This is a genomic window from Janibacter hoylei PVAS-1 (genome assembly GCF_000297495.1).
GTDB classification, from domain to species: domain Bacteria; phylum Actinomycetota; class Actinomycetes; order Actinomycetales; family Dermatophilaceae; genus Janibacter; species Janibacter hoylei.
In genome coordinates, this window is record NZ_ALWX01000115.1 from 1 (window position 1) to 1365 (window position 1365).

General features: G+C 66.4%; 1 protein-coding gene and 1 other annotated feature. The gene reads right to left on the bottom strand.

Going from position 1 to position 1365, the window contains the following annotated elements; all coding sequences use genetic code 11:
* Positions 1-45: 45 nt before the first annotated feature.
* A protein-coding gene (locus B277_RS15510) for an IS3 family transposase (RefSeq protein ID WP_156811825.1) occupies positions 46-1325 on the bottom strand; the annotation gives its coding sequence in 2 pieces (ribosomal slippage) (positions 46-1052 and positions 1052-1325; 1281 coding nt in all).
* Positions 922-1056 (bottom strand) — a sequence feature (AL1L pseudoknot). It overlaps the preceding gene by 135 nt.
* Positions 1326-1365 lie beyond the last annotated feature (40 nt).

A 1365-nucleotide genomic window follows, 5' to 3' on the forward strand; every position in this document is an offset into this window, starting at 1 on the left:
TACGAGGCCTTGAGGRARGTGAAGCGCCCAGGTTCTGCGCCGCTCCTATACGGGTTGCGGCTCTCGGATGAGGACCGCGTAGTGGGCTTGCTCGTACTCCACTGGGGTCATCATCCCAAGGGTGGAGTGCAGGCGCGTGTTGTTGTACCAGTCGACCCAGCCGGCGGTGGCGTACTCGACCTCGGCGAGGGTCCGGTAGGGCCCGGGGTGGAAGACCGTGGTGCGGATGCACTCGGTCTTGAACAGCCCGATCACACACTCCATGAGCGCGTTGTCGTACGCGTCAGCGACCGACCCGATCGAAGGGCGGATGCCCTCGTCGGCGAGATGGTCGGTGAACGTGATCGACGTGTATTGCGACCCGGCGTCCGCGTGGCCGATCAACTCGCCGCGCACGACGGGGTGACCCTCGCGGCCGCGTTGCCACAGCGCCATCCGCACCGGGGCGTCGACGAGATCGACGGCCTTGGTCGACGCGACGTTCCACGCGACGATCTTCTGAGCGAAGACATCCAGGACGAACGCGACATACACGAACCCGGCCCACGTGCGGACATACGTGAAGTCCATGACCCACGTGCGGTTGGGCGCGGGCGCGGTGAAGTCACGGTCGAGCAGGTCACCAGCCCGTGTGCCGTCCTTGGCCGGGATCGTGGTGCGGACCCCCTTGGCTCGTCGAACGCCTTGCAGGCCAAGGGCCCTCATCGCGCGGTCCACCGACCCGGGCGAGGCATCGGCGTCGGCGCGTTTGACCAAGGCAGTCATCTTCCGGCGGCCGTACAGGCCCTCGGGCGTCATCCGGCGCACGCCCGCGTGGTCGACAGTCCACACCAGGTCGCGGACCCGATCGGTGACGATCGCGTCAGTAACCGTGCGTGTCGCGACCGGACGGGTTGCCCCAGCCCACTGACGGTAGGTCCGCGCGGCGATCTGGCATCCCTGCTCGCGCAGAACCCGGCAGATCGACTCGACCGCGTGACCCTCAACTCGCATCTCGTCGATGAACGCGACGATCAGCGATCGCGGGGGTCGAGTTCCCCCGCGAAGAAAATTGAGGCCCGGCGCAGGATCTCGTTGTCCTCTTCCAACCGGCGGACCTTGGCCTTGAGCTCCTTGATCTGGGCCAGCTCCTCGGTGGTGGCCCCTTGCCGCTGGCCACCGTCGACCTGGGCCTGCAGAACCCAGCGACGCACAGACTCCTTGCCCACACCCTCACGGCGAGCGACGACCTCAGCAGCAGCGGTCAGCGACGGGTACTCCGGCAAGTGCTCTAACACCTGCCGCACACACCGCTCCTTGACCTTCGGATCGATCTTCTTCGGCATGGTTCGCATCCTTCCAACTCACAAGGATGCGGCGCGATAC